The organism is Enterobacteriaceae endosymbiont of Plateumaris rustica (assembly GCF_012562965.1).
Lineage (GTDB): Bacteria > Pseudomonadota > Gammaproteobacteria > Enterobacterales > Enterobacteriaceae.
Window position 1 is genome coordinate 425808 of the sequence record NZ_CP046228.1, and the last position, 21239, is coordinate 447046.

The 21239-nt window shown below is 17.6% G+C and carries 20 protein-coding genes and 2 pseudogenes (1 of these 22 only partly in view); 19 read left to right on the top strand and 3 right to left on the bottom strand.

What is annotated here, in order from left to right:
• From grpE to rpmG, 3 genes and pseudogenes are all read left to right on the top strand, one after another.
• Positions 1-578: pseudogene (grpE, locus tag GJT82_RS02080) on the top strand (nucleotide exchange factor GrpE); it begins 175 nt to the left of the window's first position.
• Between the two features lie 51 nt (positions 579-629).
• Positions 630-854 (top strand): 50S ribosomal protein L28, encoded by a 225-nt coding sequence (gene rpmB / locus GJT82_RS02085; protein WP_168819847.1) that lies wholly within the window; start codon positions 630-632, stop codon positions 852-854.
• Positions 855-868: 14 nt separating this feature from the next.
• Positions 869-1036, top strand: coding sequence for a 50S ribosomal protein L33 (gene rpmG, locus GJT82_RS02090; protein ID WP_168819849.1), 168 nt, complete (start codon positions 869-871; stop codon positions 1034-1036).
• A gap of 91 nt (positions 1037-1127) precedes the next feature.
• Here rpmG and rpmE read toward each other — a convergent pair whose 3' ends face one another.
• Complete coding sequence (gene rpmE / locus GJT82_RS02095; RefSeq protein ID WP_168819851.1) at positions 1128-1349, bottom strand: 50S ribosomal protein L31; 222 nt, start codon at positions 1347-1349, stop codon at positions 1128-1130.
• Positions 1350-1454: 105 nt separating this feature from the next.
• Here rpmE and priA point away from each other — a divergent pair, with 105 nt between their 5' ends.
• The 11 genes from priA to GJT82_RS02150 all read left to right on the top strand — a co-directional run bounded on the left by priA (position 1455) and on the right by GJT82_RS02150 (position 14006).
• Positions 1455-3638 carry a replication restart helicase PriA gene (gene priA / locus GJT82_RS02100; protein WP_168819853.1) on the top strand — a complete coding sequence of 728 codons (2184 nt, stop codon included), beginning with the start codon at positions 1455-1457 and terminating at the stop codon, positions 3636-3638.
• Positions 3639-3694: 56 nt separating this feature from the next.
• Positions 3695-5584 (top strand): tRNA uridine-5-carboxymethylaminomethyl(34) synthesis enzyme MnmG, encoded by a 1890-nt coding sequence (gene mnmG / locus GJT82_RS02105; RefSeq protein ID WP_168819855.1) that lies wholly within the window; start codon positions 3695-3697, stop codon positions 5582-5584.
• Positions 5585-5768: 184 nt separating this feature from the next.
• Entirely contained in the window at positions 5769-6608 is an 840-nt protein-coding gene (gene atpB, locus GJT82_RS02110; protein ID WP_168819857.1) for a F0F1 ATP synthase subunit A, read from the top strand.
• A 26-nt stretch (positions 6609-6634) separates the two neighbouring features.
• The gene (atpE, locus tag GJT82_RS02115; protein WP_168819859.1) at positions 6635-6877 is read left to right on the top strand and encodes a F0F1 ATP synthase subunit C; all 243 of its coding nucleotides are present in this window, start codon (positions 6635-6637) and stop codon (positions 6875-6877) included.
• A gap of 28 nt (positions 6878-6905) precedes the next feature.
• Positions 6906-7382, top strand: a complete 477-nt coding sequence (gene atpF / locus GJT82_RS02120) for a F0F1 ATP synthase subunit B (protein WP_168819862.1) — start codon at positions 6906-6908, stop codon at positions 7380-7382.
• 13 nt (positions 7383-7395) lie between these two features.
• Positions 7396-7932, top strand: coding sequence for a F0F1 ATP synthase subunit delta (locus tag GJT82_RS02125; protein WP_168819865.1), 537 nt, complete (start codon positions 7396-7398; stop codon positions 7930-7932).
• Between the two features lie 13 nt (positions 7933-7945).
• Entirely contained in the window at positions 7946-9484 is a 1539-nt protein-coding gene (atpA, locus tag GJT82_RS02130) for a F0F1 ATP synthase subunit alpha (protein WP_168819867.1), read from the top strand.
• Positions 9485-9512: 28 nt separating this feature from the next.
• Entirely contained in the window at positions 9513-10391 is an 879-nt protein-coding gene (atpG, locus tag GJT82_RS02135) for an ATP synthase F1 subunit gamma (protein WP_168819870.1), read from the top strand.
• Between the two features lie 20 nt (positions 10392-10411).
• The gene (gene atpD, locus GJT82_RS02140) at positions 10412-11797 is read left to right on the top strand and encodes a F0F1 ATP synthase subunit beta (RefSeq protein WP_168819872.1); all 1386 of its coding nucleotides are present in this window, start codon (positions 10412-10414) and stop codon (positions 11795-11797) included.
• A gap of 26 nt (positions 11798-11823) precedes the next feature.
• Positions 11824-12243: an ATP synthase F1 subunit epsilon gene (gene atpC, locus GJT82_RS02145; RefSeq protein ID WP_168819874.1), complete on the top strand. Its 420-nt coding sequence runs from the start codon at positions 11824-11826 to the stop codon at positions 12241-12243.
• Between the two features lie 1625 nt (positions 12244-13868).
• On the top strand, positions 13869-14006 hold the full coding sequence (locus tag GJT82_RS02150; RefSeq protein WP_168819876.1) for a hypothetical protein: 138 nt from the start codon (positions 13869-13871) through the stop codon (positions 14004-14006).
• Between the two features lie 1590 nt (positions 14007-15596).
• Here the strand turns inward: GJT82_RS02150 and GJT82_RS02155 are convergent.
• Together GJT82_RS02155 and GJT82_RS02160 are read right to left on the bottom strand one after the other, a co-directional pair.
• Positions 15597-16877: pseudogene (locus GJT82_RS02155) on the bottom strand (basic amino acid/polyamine antiporter); the annotation flags it as partial.
• A gap of 123 nt (positions 16878-17000) precedes the next feature.
• Positions 17001-17744, bottom strand: coding sequence for a Nif3-like dinuclear metal center hexameric protein (locus GJT82_RS02160; RefSeq protein ID WP_168820056.1), 744 nt, complete (start codon positions 17742-17744; stop codon positions 17001-17003).
• A 139-nt stretch (positions 17745-17883) separates the two neighbouring features.
• On the opposite strand from GJT82_RS02160, the gene GJT82_RS02165 reads away from it, so the two are divergent.
• From GJT82_RS02165 to rplS, 5 genes are read left to right on the top strand one after another with little or no spacing between them, the layout of a single operon-like run.
• Positions 17884-19260: a signal recognition particle protein gene (locus GJT82_RS02165; protein ID WP_168819880.1), complete on the top strand. Its 1377-nt coding sequence runs from the start codon at positions 17884-17886 to the stop codon at positions 19258-19260.
• Positions 19261-19280: 20 nt separating this feature from the next.
• Positions 19281-19520 carry a 30S ribosomal protein S16 gene (gene rpsP / locus GJT82_RS02170; protein ID WP_168819882.1) on the top strand — a complete coding sequence of 80 codons (240 nt, stop codon included), beginning with the start codon at positions 19281-19283 and terminating at the stop codon, positions 19518-19520.
• 3 nt (positions 19521-19523) lie between these two features.
• Entirely contained in the window at positions 19524-20069 is a 546-nt protein-coding gene (rimM, locus tag GJT82_RS02175) for a ribosome maturation factor RimM (RefSeq protein ID WP_168819884.1), read from the top strand.
• A 17-nt stretch (positions 20070-20086) separates the two neighbouring features.
• A complete protein-coding gene (gene trmD / locus GJT82_RS02180; RefSeq protein ID WP_168819886.1) occupies positions 20087-20848 on the top strand; it encodes a tRNA (guanosine(37)-N1)-methyltransferase TrmD in 762 nt (253 codons plus the stop codon).
• A gap of 17 nt (positions 20849-20865) precedes the next feature.
• Positions 20866-21219, top strand: coding sequence for a 50S ribosomal protein L19 (gene rplS / locus GJT82_RS02185; protein ID WP_246225667.1), 354 nt, complete (start codon positions 20866-20868; stop codon positions 21217-21219).
• The last annotated feature ends 20 nt before the right edge of the window (positions 21220-21239 follow it).

The window sequence follows — 21239 nt, forward strand, 5'->3', positions numbered from 1 at the left end:
TTAAAAATATTCAAAATGAAATAATAAAAAATAAAGAAAATGACAAAATTAAAAATATTCAAAATGAAATAATAAAAAATATTCAAGAAAAAAATAGTTTATATCAACTTCGTATTTTTGAATTAGAAAATATAATAAAAAATTATGAATATAATTTTAAAGATCTTAAATTTCGTTCACAAGCTGAAATAGAAAATATTAGACGTAGATCTAAATTAGAAATAGAAAAAATTTATAAATTTTCATTAAAAAAATTTATTAGTGAATTATTACCTGTAATTGATAGTTTAGAAAAAGCTTCTGAAATCAGTTCAAAAAATAATACTATTGAAAAATCTATAATTGAAGGTATTCAATTAACTTTAAAATCATTATTAAATACAATAAAAAAATTTGGAATAAATATTATAAATGAAATAAATATTCCCTTTGATCCATCTAAACATCAAGCTATGTCTATTATGGAAACTAATGAAATAAAAGATAATTATATAATAAAAATTATGCAAAAAGGTTATACTTTAAATAAAAGATTATTAAGACCTGCAATGGTAATTATTGCTAAAGAAAAAAAATAATATAATTAATTTATAATTTTTATATTTAAAATTTTTATAAAAGGATTATATATGTCTAAAATATGTCAAGTAACAGGTAAAAAAGTTATGAAAGGAAATAATCGTTCACATGCAATGAATGCTACTAAAAGAAAATTTTTACCAAATATACATTTTCATAGATTTTGGATTAAAAGTAAAAAAAAGTTTGTTACTTTACGTATTTCAACAAAAGGAATGCGTCTTATAGATAAAAAAGGTATTGAAAAAGTAATATTAAATTTATATAAAATATAATTAGGATTACATTTATGGCTAAAAAATCACGTAATATAATTAAATTAATTTCATCAGCTGGAACAGGACATTTTTATACAACTACAAAGAATAAAAAAGCTAATTCTAAAAAATTAAAACTTAAAAAATTTGATCCTTTAATAAGAAAACATATAATATATAAAGAAAGTAAAATTAAATAATTTTATTATTAATCAATAATGTTTATTATAAAATCATAACATTATTGATTAATTAATATTTTTATATTTATCAAATATAATTAATATAATATTAACCTAATATTTTAGAATGTTTAAACTTTTTTTTAAATTTTTCTACTCTACCTTTAGTGTCTATTGTTTTTTGTTTGCCAGTATAAAAAGGATGACATTTATTACATACATCTAAATTTATTTTTTTTTTATTTATTAATGTTGATTTAGTATTTATTATATTACCACAAGAACATTTTGCTATAATATTATTATATTTAGGATGAATATTTTGTTTCATTTATCATTACCACTTAATATTAAAAATATAATTTTTTTATTTATTATTTAATTTTATTGTATATAAATATTATTTTTAATACAATAATAAAAAATTTTATATATTATGAAAATAATTCAAATAGTACTTAATAATGAAATGATTCATAAAAAATTAGATTATTTATTACCACATTTTATGAATATAATATTAGGAAGTAGAGTAATAGTTTATATTAAAAATAAAGAACATATTGGAATTGTTATTAATATTAAAAATATTAAAAATCTTCCTAAATATAAATTAAAATATTTAAAAGAAATTTTAGATACAAAACCACTTTTTGATCCTTTAACATTAAATTTTGCTAAAAAAATTTCTATATATTATCAATATTCTATTGGAGCTATACTTTTTCAAATACTTCCTTTTTATCTAAGAGAGAAAATATATTCTAAATATATTTTTTATAATTTATATTGGGTTATAAATAAAAAATTATTATTTAATAATTTTAAACAAATAAAATCATTAAAACAAAAAATAGCATTAAATATACTTAAAAAAATAAAAATAAATTATGAAAAAATTTCTTTTTATGGTTTAACAAACAATACAATGATATCTTTACAAAAGAAAAATTTTTGTTTTTTAGAACAAAAATATAAAACATTATCTATTAAAAACAATCAAAATTTTTTTAAAGATTCAAAAATTTTTATTAAAAATAATTATATTTTGAATAAATTTATTAATAAAATAAATATTTTTATTACTTGGATAATATCAGGAAGTTTAATTTATTTTGAAAATACTAATTTATATTTAAATATAATTAAAATTTTATTATATAAAAAAAAACAAATATTAATTTTAGTACCTAAAATATATCATTCTATATACATTTATAAATTTTTAATAAAAAAATTAAATGTTTCTATATATAGATTACATTCTAAAATTTCTAATAAAGAAAATTTTTTCATTTGGAAAAATATAAAAAACGGCGAAATACCAATTATTATTGGTACAAGCTGTTCCATATTAACATCTTTTGCAAATTTAGGTTTAATTATTGTAAACGAAGAACATGATATTAAATATAAACAATTAAATAAATGTAAATATAATGTGAGAGATATTGCTATATTAAAAGCTAAAATAGAAAATATTCCAATAATATTAGGTTCTGCTACTCCAAGTTTAGAAACATTAAATAATATTAATATTGGTAAATATCAATTTTTATCTAATAAAAATATAAATTTATTATATAATAAATACTATAATTTTAATTTAATTAATATAAATAAAAAAAAAAATAATAATATTATTTCTGATATACTTTTGAAAGAAATTCAAAAACATTTAGATATGAAAAATAATATTTTATTATGTATTAATGAAATAGGAAAAGTAAATACTATCTTATGTAACAAATGTCATTATATTACTAAATGTTCTATTTGTAAAAATGATTATATTTTTTATAAAAAAAATAAAAAATTAATTTGTTTTTTTTGCAGAAATATAATTTTAATGATTAAATGTTGTTTAAATTGTAAATCTATAAATATTTTTATTGTTGAAATAAAAATAGCTAAAATAATACATTTTTTAAATAAAAAATTTCCTTCCATTATTATTGAATATGTTAATAAAAATAATATTTTAAAACATAAAAAAAAAATATATAATAAATCAATTATAATTATACATTCACCATTTTTTATACAAAAAAAATTTAATGATTTAAAATTTACTCTTATAGTATTTATAAATGTAGATTATATTTTTTTTAGAAAAAATTTTCGTTGTACAGAATATTTTTCTCAATATTTTTTTAGAATTTTAATAAATAATTTAGAAGTATATAAAAAAAAAGAAATAATAATAGAAACTAATTTTCCTCAACATAAATTTTTTGATAAATTAATTAATTATTTAAATTATTATTATTTAGCTAAATTTATTTTAAAAGAAAGAAAATTAATGTTATTACCTCCTTTTAGTAATCATATAATATTAATTGCTGAATCAGATAATATTAATAATATTTCAATATTTCTTAAAAAATTAAAAATATTTTTTTTAAAAAAATATATTAACGATAAAGATTTTTTTATTATGGGACCTATGAATTTGTTAGAAAATAAAAAAAAAAATAATTTTTGTAAACAAATAATTTTACAGCATTTATCAAGAAATAAATTACATTATATTATAAAAGATATTACTCAAGTTATAACAAAAATTATTCATTTTAATAAAATTAAATTTATAATTGATGTTGATCCTATAAAATATTAATTTTAAAAATTTTATATTTATTTTATAAAAAATAAAATAAATTAAGGTATTTATTTATGACAATATATTTTGATAATTTTGATGTAATAGTTATAGGTGGTGGTCACTCTGGAACAGAAGCTGCAATAGCTAGTTCTAAAATGGGTAAATATACCCTTTTAATAACAAATAATATTGATACAATCGGACAAATGTCTTGTAATCCTTCTATTGGAGGACTAGGAAAAGGACATTTAGTTAAAGAAATTGATGCATTGAATGGAATAATGGGAACTACTATTGATAATTCTGGTATACATTTTAAAATTTTAAATAAAAGTAAAGGTTCTGCTGTAAGAGCTACTAGAGCTCAAGCAGATAGAAAATTATATCAAAGAATTATTAAACAAAAATTAGAAAATCAAAATAATTTATTAATCTTTCAACAAGAAGTAACAAAAATAATAATTAAGAATTATAAAATTGTAGGTTTAATAACTAAAAATAATGATGTTTTATATACAAAATGTATTATTTTAACAACTGGAACTTTTTTGAAAGGTAAAATTTTTATAGGAGTTAATTATCAAACTATAGGTGGAAGATTAAATGATTTTTCTTCTATAGAATTATCTAATTTTTTAAAAGAATTACCTTTAAAGAAAGGAAGGTTAAAAACTGGTACACCTCCACGTATTGATAAAAGAAGTATTAATTTTAAAAATTTAGAAAAACAATATGGAGATAATCCCTTACCTTTTTTTTCTTTTATTAAAAATGATATACTACATTTAAAACAATTACCTTGTTATATTACTTATACTAATAAAAATACTCATAAAATTATATTAGATAATATTATTTATAGTCCAATGTATAAAGGAATAATTAAAAGTAATGGGCCAAGATATTGTCCATCTATTGAAGATAAAGTAATAAAATTTTCTAAAAGAGAATCTCATCAAATTTTTTTAGAACCAGAAGGTTTATATAGTAATGAAATTTATCCTAATGGAATCTCTACAAGTTTACCTTTTAATGTTCAATTATCAATTATTAGATCTATTAAAGGATTAGAAAAAGCACATATTACTCGTCCTGGATATGCTGTTGAATATGATTTTTATGACCCTAAAGGGTTAAAACCTACAATGGAAAGTAAATTTATTAAAGGATTATTTTTAGCTGGACAAATTAATGGAACAACTGGTTATGAAGAAGCTGCTGCTCAAGGATTATTAGCAGGAATAAATGCATCTCTTTTAATTGATAATAAAAAAGGTTGGTATCCATTAAGAAATGAAGCATATTTAGGTGTTTTAGTAGATGATTTATGTACTTTAGGTACAAAAGAACCATATCGAATGTTTACTTCCAGAGCAGAATATAGATTAATTTTAAGAGAAAATAATGCTGATATTAGATTAACTGAAATAGGATATAAATTAGGATTAGTAGATAATAATCGTTGGAAAATATTTAATCAAAAATTAGAAAATATAGAAAAAGAACTTAACAGATTAAAAAATACTTATATTAAACCAAATAGTTTAATGAGTTTAAAATTTAGTAAATTAACAAATAATATTTTAAAAAAAGAAATAAATGGGATTAATTTACTTAAGAGACCAGAAATAAATTATAATACTTTAGTAAAATTAGATATATTTTCTCCAGGTATTAAAAATATAGAAATAATTAATTATATTGAATCAGAATTAAAATATGAAGGTTATATATTACAACAACAAGAAAATATCAATAAACAAAAAAAAAATGAAAATATTATAATACCTAAGTATATAAAATATAAAAATATTAAAGGATTATCTAATGAAGCAATTGATAAATTTCAGTATTATAAACCTTATAGTTTAGGACAAGCATCTAGAATACCCGGTATTACTTGTGCTAATATTTCTATTCTTTTAATATATTTATTAAAATATAAATATATTAAACATTAATAAATTTTATTATACAATATAATTAATTATAATATAAAATTATATAAACTATTTTTTTTAAAAATATTGTTATGTATTTAATTATAAAGTATGGTTTAAAAATTATAATTAATTTTTCTTTATTAATAATATATTAAAATATAAAAATTAATAATAAATGTTTATATTTGGAAAAATGAATTTCATGATTAAAAAAACATTAGAATCAAAAAATTATATTTTACATCATTTACAACATTTACAATTTGATTTAAATAAATTTAAAATTATAAGTCCAGGAGAAATTAATAATTCTTTTTGGATAATAAATTTAGATTCTATTTTTTTTTCATTAATATTAGGATTATTATTTTTGATTTTTTTTTATATTTGTAAAATAAAAATTACTAAAATTAATAATAATATTGTACCAGGAAAATTTCAAATAGCTTGTGAATTAATTATTAATTTTATATATAAAAATGTTAGGGATATATATCCTACAAAAAGTATTTTAATAGCTCCACTTTCATTAACAATTTTTATATGGATTTTTTTAATGAATTGTATGGATTTAATTCCAATAGATTTAATACCATTTATTAGTAATAAAATATTTAATATTTCAACAATTAGATATGTGCCATCTGCAGATTTAAATATAACTATTTCTATGTCTATGGTTATTTTTATTTTAATAATTTTTTATACAATAAAAAATAAAAAAATTTTTAATATTATAAAAGAGTTTACTTTACATCCTTTTAATCATTTTATATTTATACCATTTAATTTAATTATTGAAATTACAACATTAATATCAAAACCTATTTCTTTAAGTTTACGACTTTTTGGTAATATTTATTCTGGAGGTATAATATTTATTTTAATTAATGCATTAATACCAAATTATTGTCAATGGATATTGAATGTACCATGGGCAATTTTACACATTCTTATATCTTTATTACAATCTTTTATTTTTATGATCTTAAGTATTGTTTATATATCTATGACACTAGAAAATAATGAATTAAAAAAATAATAATATTAACTCAAAGGAAATTATTTATGCATAATACAAATATAGAATTAATATATTTATCTGCTGCAATAATGATTGGTTTAGCAGCAATTGGAGCATCTATAGGAATTAGTTGGTTAGGAGGAAAATTTTTGGAAAGTACAGCTAGACAACCAGATATTGTATCAATATTAAGAACTCAATTTTTTATTATTGTTGGTTTAATAGATGCAATACCAATGATCACAGTTGGAATAGCATTATATATAATATTTGTAGTATTAAGTTAAAATTTTACTAAAATATATAAATAAAATTATGAATATAAATGCAACTATTATTGGTCAAACTATTACTTTTATTTTAATTATTATTTTTTGTATGTATTATATTTGGCCTCCAATTATTTTATCTATTGAAAATAGACAAAAAAAAATTAAAAATAAATTATTATTTATAAATAAAGCAAAAAAAGATATAACAATAGCCGAAAATAATATTTACTTAAAAACACAAGAAGCACATAAAGAATATCTAAATATTATTAAAAAAGCAAAAAAATTAAGTAATAAAATTATTACTGAAGCTAAAATAGAAAGTAAAAAAATAAATAAAGAAATTATTTTAAAAGCTAAAAAAAAAATAGAATATGAATATAAAATAGCTAACGAATCTTTAAAAAAAGAAACTGTAAAAATAGCAATGTCTATTGCAGAAAAAATTATTAAAGATAAATTAAAAGAAAATAAAAGTTATGAAGATAATTTATTAAATCATTTTATTAATAAATTATAATATAGGTAAATATATGTATTATTTAAAAAATTATATTGCATTACAATATGCTAAAGCAGCATTTTTTTTTGCTTTAGAACATAATAATATAAAATATTGGCAAAAAATGTTAATTTTTTATAGTAATGTAATAAAAAATTATTATATAAAAAAATTTTTATATTTAAATAATCATAAATATATATCTAATCTTCTTATCAAGATATCTGATAATAAATTAGATATACATTTTATTAATATTATTAAAATAATGTCAAAAAATAAACGTTTATCTATTTTAGATAAAGTTTTAGTAGAATTTAATAATTTAAATAATATTTATTATAATAAAATAAATATAAATATATTATCTAATAAAAAATTAAATAAATTACAATTATTAAAAATAAAAAAATTAATAAATAAAAAATTATCTAAAAAAATTACCATTAATTATATTAATAATAATCAATCATTAATTGGAGGAATTATTATTTCTATAGGAGATAAAATTATAGATAATAGTATAAAAAATAAAATTTATTTAATAAATAAAATGCTACAAAAATAAGGTAAAAAATATAATGAAACTAAAAGCAACAGAAATTAGTGAATTAATAAAAAATAAAATCAATAATTATAATATATTAGATCAATATTATAATGAAGGAATTATCATTTCTATTGCTGATGGTATAATAAAAATATATGGACTTACAGATATTAAAGAAGGAGAAATTATTTCTCTACCAGAAAATACTTATGCTATAGCTTTAAACTTAGAAATAGATTTTGTTTGTGCTATAGTGTTAGGTTCTTATTTACATTTAATAGAAGGAATGAAAGTTAAAGGTACTGGAAATCAACTTACTATTCCAGTAGGAAAAAAATTAATGGGTAGAGTTATAGATACATTAGGAAATCCTATTGATGGTAAAGGTAACCTTAATTATGAATATTTATCTCCTATTGAAGTACCAGCACCTACTGTAATTGATCGTTGTCCAGTAAACCAACCATTACAAACAGGATATAAATTTATTGATGCTATTATTCCTATTGGTAGAGGACAAAGACAATTAATTATTGGAGATAGACAAACTGGAAAAACTACATTAGCTATTGATACTATAATAAATCAAAAAAATACTAATATAAAATGTATATATGTAGGTATTGGTCAAAAACAAACAACTATTTCTCATATAATAAATATATTAGAAATAAATAATGTATTAAAAAATACAATTATTATTACTGCATTTGCATCAGATACAGCTATATTACAATATTTAGTTCCATATGCTGGATGTACTATAGGTGAATATTTTAGAGATAGAGGAGAAGATGCTTTAATTATATATGATGATTTATCAAAACAATCTATTGCATATAGACAAATATCTTTATTATTAAAACGTCCTCCTGGAAGAGAAGCATTTCCAGGAGATATTTTTTATATTCATTCTCGTTTGTTAGAAAGATCTGCTAGAGTAAATAATTTTTATGTTGAAAAATTTACTAAAGGAAATATAAAAAATAAAACAGGTTCTTTAACAGCTTTTCCTATAGTAGAAACTCAAGCTGGTGATATTTCTGCTTTTATTCCAACAAATATAATTTCTATAACAGATGGACAAATTTTTTTAGATAAAAATTTATTTAACAGTGGAATAAGACCAGCTATAGATCCTGGTATTTCTGTTTCTAGAGTTGGTAGTGCAGCTCAAAATAATATTATAAAAAAATTATCTTCTAATATACGTTTAATTTTAGCCCAATATAAAGAATTAGCTATTTTTTCTCAATTTTCGTCAGAATTAGATAAAAAAACTAAAGAATATTTAATAAATGGTAAAAAAATAATAGAAATTTTAAAACAAGAACCATATAAACCATTATCTATAAAAAATCAAGTTCTTATATTATTTGCAATACATAAGAAATATATAAATTTAATAGATTTAAAAAATATTAAAAATTTTGAATATAATTTAATATATTATAGTAATTTAAATTTTAAAAAATTTTTATATAAAATTAATAAAAATTGTATTTATAATCAAGATATTGAAAATAAATTAAATTTTATTTTTAATAATTTTTTATCTAATTTTAAATAAAAATAAAATTTCCTAGGTAATAAAATAAATGAATTTTATAAAAGAAATAAAAAATAAAATAGAAGGTATAAATAATACAAAAAAAATTACTAGAGCTATGGAAATGGTTACTGTATTTAAAATGCGTAAATCACAAAAAAAAATGTTTTCTAGTAAACTATATATTTCTTTGCTAAATGAATTAATTAATAATATTTATTTATATAATAATAATATAAATTTTCAACATCAATATTTATTAAATGGTAAAACTATAAAAAATATAGGTTATATTGTTATAACAACAGATAAAGGATTATGTGGAAATTTTAATAATAATTTACTTAAATTATTATTAAATGATATAAAAAAATGGAAAAAAAAATTTGTTAATATTAAATTAGCTATTATAGGTCATAAAGGATTATTTTTTTTTAAAAAAATTGATATTCAAATAGTATCAAAAATAATAAATTTAAAAACAAATAATATTAATATATCAAAAATTATTAATATTATTACATGTATGTTAAATTTATATAAAAATTCTCATATTGATAAATTATTTATAGTTTATAATAAATATGTAAATACTGTAGTACAAATTCCAACGATATTTCAAATATTACCATTATTATTAAATAATATATTAAAAAAAAATATAAAAAAAAACAATTATCTTTATGAACCAAATCTATTTACAATTATTGATTATATATTAAATAATTATGTTCAATTTCAAATATACCATTTTTTTTTAGAAAATTTAGTTGGAGAACATGCATCTAGAATAATTTCTATGAAAACAGCTACTGATAATGCTAATATTTTTATTAAAGATTTAAAATTATTATATAATAAAGTTAGACAATCAAATATCACTCAAGAATTAAATGAAATTATTGCTGGTGCGTCTGCAATACAATAATAAATAAAGGAATAAATAAAATGATATTTGGAAAAATTATTCAAATAATTGGACCTGTAATTGATGTTAGTTTTCCTCATGATAAAATACCTAAAATATATGATGCTTTGAAAATAAAAAATAATAATATTATTTTAGAAGTACAACAACAATTAGGAGATGGAGTAGTTCGTACTTTAGCAATGAGTTCTTCAGAAGGGTTACAAAGAGGATTAAAAGTTATTAATTTAAAACATGGTATTAAAGTTCCTGTTGGAAAATGTGTTTTAGGAAGAATATTAAATGTTTTAGGTGAACCAATAGATATGAAAGGTAAAATACCTTCATCTTTTGAAAGAAGAGAAATACATCAAAATCCCCCTTTATTTATTAATATATCTCATTCATTAGAATTTTTAGAAACCGGTATAAAAATTATTGATTTAATTTGTCCTTTTTCTAAAGGTAGTAAAATAGGTTTATTTGGTGGTGCAGGTGTAGGTAAAACAATAAATATAATGGAATTAATTCGTAATATTGCAGTAGAACATTCTGGATATTCAGTTTTTGTAGGAGTAGGTGAAAGAACTAGAGAAGGAAATGATTTTTATTTAGAAATGTTAGAATCTAAAATTATAAATAAAGTTGTTCTAATATATGGACAAATGAACGAACCTCCAGGAAATAGATTAAGAGTTGCTTTAACAGGATTAACTATTTCAGAAAAATTCAGAGATGATGGAAGTAATGTATTATTATTTATTGATAATATTTATAGATATACTTTAGCTGGAAGTGAAGTTTCTGCCTTATTAGGTAGAATACCATCCGCAGTAGGTTATCAACCTACTCTTTCAGAAGAAATGGGTACTTTACAAGAAAGAATTACATCTACTAATAATGGTTCTATAACTTCTATACAGGCTATTTATATTCCAGCAGATGATTTAACTGATCCTTCACCAGTTACAACATTTTCTCATTTAGATGCAACTATAGTTCTTAGTAGACAAATTGCTTCTTTAGGTATTTATCCAGCAATAGATCCATTAAACTCTACTAGTCGTCAATTAGATCCATTAATTATAGGTAAAGATCATTATAATACAGCACAAAATGTAAAATCTATATTACAACGTTATGAAGAATTAAAAGATGTAATTGCTATTTTAGGAATAGATGAACTATCTAATGAAGATAAACTTATTATTTCTCGAGCAAGAAAAATTCAAAAATTTTTATCACAACCGTTTTTTGTAGCTGAAATGTTTACAGGAATTAAAGGAAAATATGTAAGTTTAAAAGATACTATAAAAGGTTTTAAAGGTATTATTAATGGTGACTTTGATCATTTACCAGAACAAAATTTTTATATGGTTGGTTCAATAGAAGATGTAATAAATAAATCAAAAAAAAATAAAATATAATATTATATTTAATTGGAATAATATTTATGTATAAAGAATATTTTTTAAATATTATTAGTGTAGAAAAAAAAATATTTTCTGGTTTAGTAAATAAAATAAAAATATCAGGAATAGAAGGTTATTTAAGCATATATCCTGGTCATATACCTTTATTAACTTTAATAAAACCAGGAGTTATATATATAACTCAAAAAAATAATAATAAATATATTTATATCTCAAGAGGAATATTAGAAATCAAAAAAAAACAAGTTAATATTTTAGCAGATATCGCTATAAAAAGTTCTGATTTAAATGAATCAAAAATTTTATTAAAAAAATATCAAATAGAAAAAAAAATAAAAAAAAATATTTTTAATCAAAAATATTTTTTAGATAAAAAAGAATTAAACAAAATTATAGCTCAATTGAAAGTAATTCAATTAACAAAAAAAAATAATAAATAATTTTAATTATTAAATATTTAATTTTATAAAAAATATCTATTAATTAATAAAATGTTCCCAACTATATTTTAATTCATATAGTTAAATTATGTAATTTAATTATTATAATTATTTTAGCAGTATATAAACTTAATAAAAAAATTGTAATGATATTTATATTTTTTATTAATTAAAAAATATAATTAATAAAATTACTATTTTTTTAAAATATTATTTTTAAAAATTTTTTATATTTAAAAAATTTTATATATTTATTAATAAATATTTATTTATAAAAAAATATTTTTAATATAGTATATATTATATAAATAATATTTTAACTATAATAAAAAAATGAAGTATTAAATCTATAAATTTAAATAAAATTTATAAAATAATTGATAGATTTGTTAAAAAATTAAAAAATATATCTATATCAAAAATAAAATTTATATTTACAATTTTATAAAATATTACTATTTTTAATATTCATATTATAATTATAAAAATTATAGCTAATCTTATTTCAAAATAATCTTAACTATTAATTTATGACAATAAGATTATTTATTAATTCTTCATTTAAAAAAAAATTTTATAGTTTAATTTCAACTATATAAATTATATTATCATATTTTATCTATGATGAAATAAATAAATATTATTAATTTCTTTTAAAAGTATATTTAAAAATAATTTAAAATTATGCATAAATTTATTGATTATAAATATAATATAAAATTTTCTTATAAAGTTGTTAAATAATTAGAAGGAAAATATTTAATTAAAAATAGAATTACAGGAAAAATTTATTTAAATACTCAATTTTTATATATTTTAATATTTTCATGTTTATTTACTAAATATTATTCTTCAAAAAAAATAGATTATATAAAAAATTTTATAATGCTATTTTTAATTTTAAAATTTCTTTACCTACAATAATTCTGAAGTTTTCATACTTAATAAACAATTTAATTCATGTACTTTTACATTGAATATTATGTCATACAATAATTAATATTATTATTAAATATATTTTTCATAAATATAGAACATATTCGTACTGAAGAAAATCCTATTAGAAATAAAAAAATTTTTAGATGTATTCCTTTTTATAAATATTTTAAACTAAAATAAAATTTTGTTCTTAAGTAGGACTTAAAAAAAAAAGAAGAAATATTTTTTTCTATTATAAAATCTTAAAATTATTAATTTATTAGTATTAAAAATAATATAAGAACAAAAAATAATAAAGTTTATTATATAGATTATAAAGTACAAAATAAATAAATTATTATATAAATAATTAATTAATAAAGAAATGATTACATTATTTATGTCTTTCAAATGTACTAAATTTATATGATTTTTTCAGATTAAAAAAATTCAATTACTTTATAAAAAATATAAATAAATATTTATTTTCATAAAAAAATCTTACTGATACAAATTTATTTTTATTAATTATTCAATAATGTACATCTACTAAAAAACATATATTTAAAATATTGATGGTTATAATATTATTTTAATTTTATTTCTAGTATAACTCTAATTAAATAATTTAATTTATATTTAAAAATTACTCTTTTAACAAAATTTTTAAATAATATTTTAATATTAATATAGAAATTGGATTATATATGTTATCTACTTTTAATTTAAGAATAATAAATAATTTAAGTGAATTAAAAATATTATCAAATTTAATAGTTAAAATATTAAATTATTTATTAAATTATCAAGAATATTTTATTACAGTAGCAAAAATATTTCTTTAAGAAAAAGATCTTTAAGTATAGATGTAATTAATTTTATTTATTATTTAAAAAAATAACTTTCATTATTTTGATAATAGTGAATATTTAAATTTAATTAGTTTAATACAAAAATTTATAGATTAATCAATTTCATCAAATATTAATTATTACTATAAAAAATTTATTAACAGTAAAATATCAATGTAATAATTATTAAAAGATTTGTTAAGAAAATATCAATTAAGAATAAAAACTTTATACTACTAAAATACTATAGATAAAAATAACATAAATTCCATAAAATCTGATATTTTTCATTATGAATCTTATATGATTTGATAAGATTTATTAATTACTATTTTAATAGTAAAAAATAATTAATTAAAAGAACCTATATTTTTAGAAAAATTTATAAATATAACTAAATACGATCAACTAAAACATTATATTTTTAAAAATTAATTGAAAAATAATTAAGTTTTTTTGGAAACTTAAAAAAATAGATATATTATGTAATCATATTTACTATCAAAATTTATCTGAATATGAAAAACATATATTTATTAGTAACTTAAAATATCAAATTTTACTAGATTCTATTTAAAGAAGGAATGTAAATATAATATTATTAATATTAATATTAATTTTTATTTTGAAATTGAAAAATTGTAATTGAAACGTTATCTTTTTTTGAAACGATATATTTTAATCCTTATACTAATATTATTAATGATCCTTCATTAGTTTTTTATGATATTATTATAAATAAAAATATTATTTTAAAAATAATAGATATTATTAATTATTATAAACTTATTAAAATGACAAATTATTAAAATGTATTTATGAAGAAATTCATTTAATTAATAAAACAAAAATTATTATTGATGTATAAGAATTAAAAAAATTATATTTATGTTAAATGAATATTAATATTTTAAAATTAATAAGATTTTATATTACTTTTGTATTTTTTTTTACTTTTGATAAAAAATAATTAATAGAAAGTAATGTAAAAATTATTCGTTTTATAGCACATGATAAATATCTATCTATATATATAATATATAAAGAAAATAAAGATATAGATAGAAAAAATTATTATTAAATATTGTTTTCTGAATATTATTAATTATTTTGAATACTATCTAATAGAACAAAAATAAATTAAATATTTATTTTCTCATGAAACTATAAAGGTTTTAAATAAAAAAATTTTATGTCAATATATTAAATATATTACTAATGTAAGAATAAAAAAATTATATTAACTTTATTTTTTATGATTAAAAAATTTATAATATGGATTAATTCTTAGTTAATTTCAGGTAATATAAAATAGTTCTTCAAGAAAATAAAAGTTAATTCTTATTTAGTTAAACAAGTTAATTCTATAGTAAATATAAAAGATTTTAATAATTTTAATTATAATTTCATTATGACTGTTATAAAATTATAACAGTCATATAACTATATTGAATAATATTATTATATATAATATATTTCTATTAAATTTAATAAAGAAAAAATTGATCATAATAATAAAAAAATAAAATAAATTTTTCTTTATTATTTAATAATAAAAATTTTAAATTATATATTTTTAATAATAATAAAAAATATTAATCCAGGAGCATATAAAATTAATGATAATAATAAATGCAAAAGACCAGAAGCATATAACAACCACATACCATATATACACGATCCCATACCTATAAATATATGTAATATATTTTTTTTGTAAAAAGATATTTTTAATAAATAAGCTCCAACTAAAAAATAAGGAACTAATATCATTTCAGATGATAAAACTAATAAATTATTATAATTTAGTTTAGTTAACCAAATTAGAATTAAACATAATTGCATACTACTACTTGTAAACCAAAGTGCAAATGAAGGTGTTTTATTAATATTTTGTTTAGAAAAACATTTAGGAAAAATTCCATGTTTTGAAGCTATGTATGGAACTTCAGCTGCCATAATTGCCCAACTCAAATATGCTCCACAGACAGATATAATTAATCCTAAAACTATAATTATATTACCCCATTTACCAATTAATATTGTCATTAAACCAGCCATAGATGGATTTTTCATATTAGCTAAATCTATTCTATTAATAACTCCTAGAGATAATAATGTAACTAATAAGTACACACATAATGCTATTAGAACTGCTAATAATGTAGCTTTACTTACATCTTTTTTATTTTTAGCTTTAGAAGATAAAATTACCGCTCCTTCTACTCCAATAAATACCCATAAAGTAATTAACATTGTATTTTTTACTTGTTCCCATATCGGAAATCCAGATTTAATTCCAATAAAATCAATACTAAATTTTTTAAAATTAAAAGCTAATATAGATAAAAATATAAATATAACTAATGGAAGTAATTTTCCTAAAGTAGCAATTATATTAATAATTGCAGCAGTTTGAGTACCATTTAATAGTAAAAAATGTACAGACCAAAGTAAAATAGAAGCTGCTAATATAGATTCCCATGTATTACCATTACCAAAAATTATATAATTATAATGATCAGTAAAAAAACTTATCGCAGAAAAAACAATAACTAAATAAGAAACATTAGCAATAACTGCACATAACCAATAACCCCAAGTAGAACAAAATCCTATAAGTTCACCAAATCCATCTTTAGCATATGCAAAAATACCACCATCGAGATTAGGTTTTAATTTATGAAGTAATAACATTGAAGTAGCTAAAAAAGTAATTCCTATACCAGTAATAATCCATCCTATAATTAATGCAGCAGGACTTGCAATAGCTGCCATATTTTGGGGTAAACTAAAAACACCTGCACCCAACATAGAACTAATAACTAATGCTGTTAATGATTTAAGATCTAATTTTTTATCCAAAATAATTCCTTTAAATATATAACATTATATTAATTTTATATAAATTTAAATAAAAAATATTTTATTATTAAAATATTCAATTTTAAATAAATAATATTTTACAAAATCATTATTATAATATAATTACACAGGATTATTTATATCAATAAAATTAATTTTTAGATTATAATTATTTTGTAACCATTGACCTAACATAATTAAACCACCTTTTTCAGTAGCATGATGTCCTGCTGATATAAAATTAATACCATATTCTGTGGCTATATGTATAGTTTGTTCTGATACTTCACCTGTAAGAAAAACATCAATATTAAAATTTACTATTTCTTCAAAAAATTTTTGTCCTGCACCACTACACCAAGCAATATTATTAATAATTTTCGGTGCATTTTTTCCAAAATGTAAAGGTATACAATTTAATTTAAATTTAATAAGATTTATTAAATCTTTAATATTTAAAGGAGGATTAAAATTACCATAAAAAATAAAAGGATTAATTTTATCTATAAAATTAATATTTAATAAATTTGCTAAAAAAATATTATTACTTAGTTTATTATTAATATCTAATGGAATATGCCAACTATATAAATTTATATTATTAGATAATAGTGTTTTTAAACGACGACGTTTCATTCCTCTAATAATTAAAGGTTCATTTTTCCAAAAATATCCATGATGTACTATAATTGCATCTACTTTTTTAAAAACAGCTATATCTAATAAATTTTGACATGCACTTACTCCAGTAACAATATTTTTAATATTATTTTTTCCTTCTATTTGTAATCCATTAGGGACATAATCTTTGATATTAATAGAATTTAATTTTTTATTGATGATTCTTTCTAATTCAATATTATTTATCATTTTCATTTGAAACAAATATATATATAATATTAATAAAATTAATTTTAAATTATATTTAATTTATTTTTAATAATATATTAATTATATATTATTTAAAATTTAAATAAATAATATTTTATTAATAATAGGAATATAAATGTTTGAAAATTTACGCAACAAATTATTAAAAACATTATCTAAAATAAGTAATTATGGTAGATTAACAGAAAAAAATATAAAAGATACATTAAATAAAATATTTAATAATTTATTAGAAGCAGATGTATCATTAAAAGTAATTAATAATATTATTAATACTCTTAAAAAAGATGCTATTGGAAAAAAAATTAATAATAGTTTTACTCCAGGACAAGAATTAATTAAATTAATTAAAAATAATTTAATAAAAATCATGGGAGAATCTAATGTTAATATTAATTTATCTATTCAACCACCTGCAGTAATTTTATTAGCAGGATTACAAGGTGCTGGTAAAACTACTAGTGTTATTAAATTAGCATATTTTTTAAAAAAAAAATATAAAAAAAAAATTTTAGTTGCATCAACTGATATTTATAGACCTGCAGCTATGGAACAATTAGAAATTTTATCTAAACAAGTAAAAATAGATTATTTTACTTCTAATAAAAATATTTCTTCAGTAAAAATTGCTCAAGATTCGTTGAATTATGCAAAGATTAATTTTTATGATATATTAATTATAGATACAGCTGGAAGATTACATATAGATAATAATATGATGAATGAAATAAAAAACATTCATAACTATATTAATCCTATAGAAACTTTATTTGTTGTTGATTCAATGACAGGACAAGATGCTGTTAATAGTGCTAAGACTTTTAATAAAATATTACCATTGACAGGAATTTTTTTAACAAAAACGGATGGTGACTCAAGAGGTGGAGCAGCTTTATCAATTAGATATATAACTAATAAACCAATAAAATTTATTGGTACTGGTGAAAAATTAGATAAAATAGAAGTTTTTTCTCCGAAAAATATTGCTATCAGAATTTTAGGAATGCAGGAAGAATTATCTTCTATTAAAGATATTAAAAATAAAATTAATAATATTAAAAATCAAAAATTAATAAATAAATTAAAAAAAGGAAAACAGTTTAATATTGTTGATTTTTTAAATCAAATTAAACAAATTAATAAAATAGGTAATAATAATATTACAAAATTAATAAATACAATAAATTTTAAAAATATAAATTATTCTACCAATCCAATGTCTAATATTCTTAATATTAATAATAATATGATTAAAGAAACTAAAGCTATTATTAATTCTATGACTGCTATAGAAAAAATAAATATTAATATTATGAATTATTCAAGAAAAAAAAGAATATCTATAGGTTCTGGTATTTCTATACAAAAAATTAATATTATTTTTAAACAATATAATCAATTTAAATTAATATCTAAAAAAATGAAAAATAATTATGGAATAAAAAAAATGTTTCGTAATATAAAAAATATTTTTCCAAAAAAAATTTTTTAAAATGTATAAGGTATTGTAATATGATTAAAATTCGTTTATCTCGTCATGGAATAAAAAAAAAACCTTTTTATCAAATAGTTGTAACTAATAGTAAAAGTCCAAGAAATGGACGTTTTATTGAACGTATTGGTTATTTTAATCCATTTTCTTCAAATAAAAATAATAGTATTAAAATTAATAAAGAAAAAGTTAATTTTTGGTTATCTAAAGGTGCACTTCTTTCTAAAAGAGTAAATTTTTTAATAAAACATAATAATTAATGTATGAATATTATTAAAAATATAGTTTTAGGTCAATTTGGTTCAGTATATGGTATACAAGGATATATAAGATTATTTTCTTATACTTCTAATAAAAAAAATATTTTTTTTTATAAAAATTTATTTGTTATTGATAATAATTCTTTAATATTACCAATAATATTTACTAAATGGATATATAATAATAATTATTATATTGTTAAAATTAATAATTTTAATAATCGTAATGATGTATTTAAATTGGTAAATTATAAAATATATATTTTATATAGTTGTTTAATAAAATATAAAAAAATAGATGAATATTATTGGAATGATATAATTGGATGTAAAGTTTTTAATATAAATAATTATAAAAATTTAGGAAAAGTAAAAAATATTATATCAACAGGAGCTAATGATGTTCTTGTTATTCAATCTATTATTATTATAAAAAATAAAAAAAATATTAAAAAACAATTAATTCCTTTTATTAAAAATCAAGTAATTAAAAATGTTGATTTAATAAAAAATACTATTGAAGTAGATTGGAATTTTCATATTTATTAATATAAGAAAAATTATGTATGTGGATTGGTATTATTAGTTTATTTCCTGAAATGTTTAAATCAATTACTAATTATGGAATTATTAGTAAAAGTATTAAAAAAAATCTTTTAACAATAAATTATTGGAATCCTAGAGATTATACAAAAAATAAATATCATGATGTAGATTATAAAATTTACGGTGGAGGAAGTGGAGTTATATTAAAAGCAGAACCTTTAATAAAATCTATTCATGCTGCAAAACATAAAGCGAATAGTTATGTAAAATTAATTTATTTATCTCCTCAAGGAAAAAAAATTAATAAATCATACATAAGTAATTTATTAACTTATAAAAAAATAATATTAGTTTGTGGTAGATATAAAGGTATAGATGAACGTATTATAAATTATTATATAGATGAAGAAATTTCTATAGGAGATTATATTCTTAGTGGTGGAGAATTACCTGCTATGGTTTTAATTGATGTTTTAGCTAGATTAATTCCCGGTGTTTTAAATAAAAAATCGTCAAATGATACAGATTCTTTTTTTAATAATGGTTTATTAGATTGTCCATATTATACTAGACCTAAAATATTAAAAAATATAGGAAAAGTTCCAAAAATTTTATTGTCAGGACATCATGAAAAAATAAAAATATGGAGATTACAGCAATCTTTAGGAAGTACATGGTTAAAAAGACCTGATTTATTAAAAAAAAGAAAATTAACAAAAGAAGAAAAAATATTACTTAATGATTTTAAAAAGAATTATTTTAAAAAAAAATTTAAAAAATAATATAATATTAGGAATATATAATGAATATTATTGATTCTATAGAAAAAAAACAGATTGAAAAAAGTTCAGTTTCGCTTTTATTTAGACCTGGAGATACATTAGAAATAAAAGTCTGGGTTGTTGAAGGTTCTAAAAAAAGATTGCAATTGTTTGAAGGTATTGTAATTGCTATACGTAAAAAAAGTTTAAATACTTCATTCACTGTGAGAAAAATATCCAATAATATTGGTATAGAACGTGTATTTCAATTATATTCAAAAGTAATTGATTCTATAACCATAAAAAAACATGGATATGTTAAAAAAGCAAAATTATATTACTTACGTAAATTAACAGGAAAAGCAGCACGTATAAAAGAACGTTTAGTATAATAAAATTATTCGTAATAAAT

What these genes read in the sequence shown, in the direction of transcription:
- rpmB (WP_168819847.1), top strand. Translation starts at nt 630, where the DNA reads ATGTCTAAAATATGTCAAGTAACAGGTAAAAAAGTTATGAAAGGAAAT.
- rpmG (WP_168819849.1), top strand. Translation starts at nt 869, where the DNA reads ATGGCTAAAAAATCACGTAATATAATTAAATTAATTTCATCAGCTGGA.
- rpmE (WP_168819851.1), bottom strand. Translation starts at nt 1,349, where the DNA reads ATGAAACAAAATATTCATCCTAAATATAATAATATTATAGCAAAATGT.
- priA (WP_168819853.1), top strand. Translation starts at nt 1,455, where the DNA reads ATGAAAATAATTCAAATAGTACTTAATAATGAAATGATTCATAAAAAA.
- mnmG (WP_168819855.1), top strand. Translation starts at nt 3,695, where the DNA reads ATGACAATATATTTTGATAATTTTGATGTAATAGTTATAGGTGGTGGT.
- atpB (WP_168819857.1), top strand. Translation starts at nt 5,769, where the DNA reads ATGATTAAAAAAACATTAGAATCAAAAAATTATATTTTACATCATTTA.
- atpE (WP_168819859.1), top strand. Translation starts at nt 6,635, where the DNA reads ATGCATAATACAAATATAGAATTAATATATTTATCTGCTGCAATAATG.
- atpF (WP_168819862.1), top strand. Translation starts at nt 6,906, where the DNA reads ATGAATATAAATGCAACTATTATTGGTCAAACTATTACTTTTATTTTA.
- GJT82_RS02125 (WP_168819865.1), top strand. Translation starts at nt 7,396, where the DNA reads ATGTATTATTTAAAAAATTATATTGCATTACAATATGCTAAAGCAGCA.
- atpA (WP_168819867.1), top strand. Translation starts at nt 7,946, where the DNA reads ATGAAACTAAAAGCAACAGAAATTAGTGAATTAATAAAAAATAAAATC.
- atpG (WP_168819870.1), top strand. Translation starts at nt 9,513, where the DNA reads ATGAATTTTATAAAAGAAATAAAAAATAAAATAGAAGGTATAAATAAT.
- atpD (WP_168819872.1), top strand. Translation starts at nt 10,412, where the DNA reads ATGATATTTGGAAAAATTATTCAAATAATTGGACCTGTAATTGATGTT.
- atpC (WP_168819874.1), top strand. Translation starts at nt 11,824, where the DNA reads ATGTATAAAGAATATTTTTTAAATATTATTAGTGTAGAAAAAAAAATA.
- GJT82_RS02150 (WP_168819876.1), top strand. Translation starts at nt 13,869, where the DNA reads ATGTTATCTACTTTTAATTTAAGAATAATAAATAATTTAAGTGAATTA.
- GJT82_RS02165 (WP_168819880.1), top strand. Translation starts at nt 17,884, where the DNA reads ATGTTTGAAAATTTACGCAACAAATTATTAAAAACATTATCTAAAATA.
- rpsP (WP_168819882.1), top strand. Translation starts at nt 19,281, where the DNA reads ATGATTAAAATTCGTTTATCTCGTCATGGAATAAAAAAAAAACCTTTT.
- rimM (WP_168819884.1), top strand. Translation starts at nt 19,524, where the DNA reads ATGAATATTATTAAAAATATAGTTTTAGGTCAATTTGGTTCAGTATAT.
- trmD (WP_168819886.1), top strand. Translation starts at nt 20,087, where the DNA reads ATGTGGATTGGTATTATTAGTTTATTTCCTGAAATGTTTAAATCAATT.